Here is a 2,107-nt window from a genome sequence, read left to right on the forward strand (position 1 = left end):
GAGATTTAAAGATATATCTAAATTATCTCAGGGATTACAAATAGCTATCTCTAAACGGTTTACTCACCCTGGAGACGGGAAATTATTCTATATAACAAACGAATTTTTAAATCCAAATAGCACAGTAAAATACTATATAGACTCTCCCACTAAGAATGTCATTGCTGAGAGAACAGATATTCTTATGACAAGAACCGGAAATACCGGAAAAGTTGTTACAGATGTTGAAGGAGTATACCATAATAACTTTTTCAAGATATCATATAACAGTTCTAAAATTGATAGATGGTTCCTTTATTACTTGCTAAATTCATATCCAATTCAGAGGGAAATCTTAGTAAGAGCTGGAAACTCTACAATTCCTGATTTAAATCATAATGATTTCTACGGAATAAAAATATATATTCCGACAATAGAAGAACAAATCAAAATCGGTACATTCTTAACTAAAGTGGATTCCCTCATCGCCCTTCATCAGTATAAGCTCAAAAAACTAAAGCAATTAAAAAAATTCTTACTGCAAAATATGTTCATTTAATACTAACCTCCTTGATAAGCTAGTTATTAGTTCAATTAAGGAGGTTTTCTCATATGAGAAGAAAAAGAATTTTATTTTATAACTATTTTGAAGATTGGATCAACATTTATAAAGTTGGTGCTGTTAGTGAACGTACAATTGATAAATATTGGCTTGCACACCGTCATTTAAAAAAGCTTGCCCCAGATTTAGAATTAGGTCAAATCACAAGAATTGAGTATCAAAAAATTATTAATGAATTTGCTGAAACTCACGAAAAAGCAACAACAATGGATTTTCATCACCAATTAAAAAGTTCTATTTTAGATGCTTTTGATGATGGATTAATCGATCGTGATCCTACAAGAAAGACTGTTGTTAAGGGTAAAAAACCTGGGAAGAAGAAACAAAAATATCTAAGTGAGTTTGAATTAAAAATGCTACTTAGACATTTACATTTAGGTACTGAACCTAACTTAGATTGGCTAATATTATTAGTTGCAAAAACAGGTCTACGTTTTGGAGAGGCTTTAGGCCTAACTAAAGAAGATTTTGATTTTGAAAATCAGATTATTAATATCTCTAAAACCTGGGATTACAAAGCTGCTCGAGGTGGCTTCAAGTCCACTAAAAACAAATCATCTATTAGAAAGGTGCAATTAGATTGGAAATTATGTATGCAATTTAATACTTTATTGCGTGGTTTTCCTAATGGAACTCCTATTTTTGTAAAGAAACGTGTATTTAATTCAACGGTAAATAATAGATTAAAACAATATTGTGAAGAATTGGCTATTCCAATCATTTCTATACATGGATTACGACATACACACGCTTCTATGCTATTATTTGCAGGAGTTTCAATTGCAAGTGTAGCCAAGAGATTAGGTCACGCTGATATGACAACAACTCAACAAACATACTTGCATATTATCCAAGAATTGGAGAACAAAGATAATACAAAAATTATGCAACATTTAGCAACGTTATAAAATGAAAACGACAAGACCACTTATAGATCTTGTCGTTTTTACTTATATAAACATATTTTGTAGTAAGAATTTTTTCAATTGTTTTATTTTTTCAAGTTTACGATGATGAAGAGTGATGAGCGAATCAAGTTGTTTGAAAAATTCCCCTATCTTCTGTTGTTCAAGTAAAGTAGGTACTGTTACAACACTTTCGAGCCATACCTTTTCATGTAAAGCTTTTTGTGCCGAACCAATAGGTTTGTTCTTTTCGATAACATTGTGATAATACAAGTGTGTCTTAAATAATATTTTTGAAAAATTTTTGTCTATCTTACTATTTTTAGCCAACAACGGCATGTTCTCAGTAACAATTGCACCATTAAGTGAACTGGGGATGTAGCCTATACCACCTTCATAAATAGTCTGTCTAGTAAATGTTAAAGTATCGGGATAATTTTTAGTGTCTACTAAATATTGACGCTTCCTACCTATATCTTTTCCATAATTAGTCGTACGATATTCAACTTTTCCTGTATTTCTTACTGATATTTGAATATATTTTGTAGTATCATCTAGAAATATTTTATTTTGATATTTTTTAAAGAAATCCCCCAACTTT

Annotated in this window: 3 protein-coding genes; 2 read left to right on the forward strand and 1 reads right to left on the reverse strand. The window is 30.5% G+C overall.

All coding sequences use genetic code 11. From position 1 onward, the window contains the following. Together NOU10_RS09130 and NOU10_RS09135 are read left to right on the forward strand one after the other, a co-directional pair. Positions 1–538, forward strand: a 538-nt coding sequence (locus tag NOU10_RS09130) for a restriction endonuclease subunit S (protein WP_255906654.1), incomplete at its 5' end; no start/stop codon positions are given. Between the two features lie 53 nt (positions 539–591). Next, positions 592–1,509, forward strand: coding sequence for a site-specific integrase (locus NOU10_RS09135; RefSeq protein ID WP_255906655.1), 918 nt, complete (start codon positions 592–594; stop codon positions 1,507–1,509). Between the two features lie 42 nt (positions 1,510–1,551). Here NOU10_RS09135 and NOU10_RS09140 read toward each other — a convergent pair. Then, positions 1,552–2,107 (reverse strand): restriction endonuclease subunit S (locus tag NOU10_RS09140; protein ID WP_255906656.1); only part of this gene is annotated, 556 nt, incomplete at its 5' end.

This window comes from Ligilactobacillus sp. MP3, from assembly GCF_024436335.1.
Taxonomy (GTDB): domain Bacteria; phylum Bacillota; class Bacilli; order Lactobacillales; family Lactobacillaceae; genus Ligilactobacillus; species Ligilactobacillus salivarius.